Source organism: Pseudomonas sp. BJa3 (genome assembly GCF_026343815.1).
In the GTDB taxonomy this organism is placed as follows: domain Bacteria; phylum Pseudomonadota; class Gammaproteobacteria; order Pseudomonadales; family Pseudomonadaceae; genus Aquipseudomonas; species Aquipseudomonas soli.
This window is the reverse complement of the sequence record NZ_JAOXMC010000360.1, coordinates 1-255: the sequence shown is the minus strand read 5'-3', so window position 1 is coordinate 255 and position 255 is coordinate 1. Positions and strand designations below refer to the sequence as shown.

The 255-nt window shown below is 67.5% G+C and carries 1 protein-coding gene; it reads left to right on the top strand.

The genetic code is table 11. From position 1 onward, the window contains the following. Positions 1-255 (top strand): hypothetical protein (locus tag OH705_RS28020; protein WP_267303539.1); only part of this gene is annotated, 255 nt, incomplete at both ends.

Here is a 255-nt window from a genome sequence, read left to right as displayed (position 1 = left end):
CGCCACGCTGACCCGGGCGCGCTTTGGCGTGAATCTGGTGCCCTTCGTGCTGGACGCGGACGCGTTGCTCGACCGGCTGGCTTTCCTGGCGGACCGTCCGGAGCGGCCGATCGTGACCTTCTTCGGTCTGCCGGACGCCACCGTGCTGCGGGCCTTGCCGGTCGGGATGGAATATGGCGTGCAAGGGGGAAACTGGGACGAGCTGGAAGCGGGGTTCGATGCCGGTGCGCGTTTTGGCGTATTGCAGACCACGGA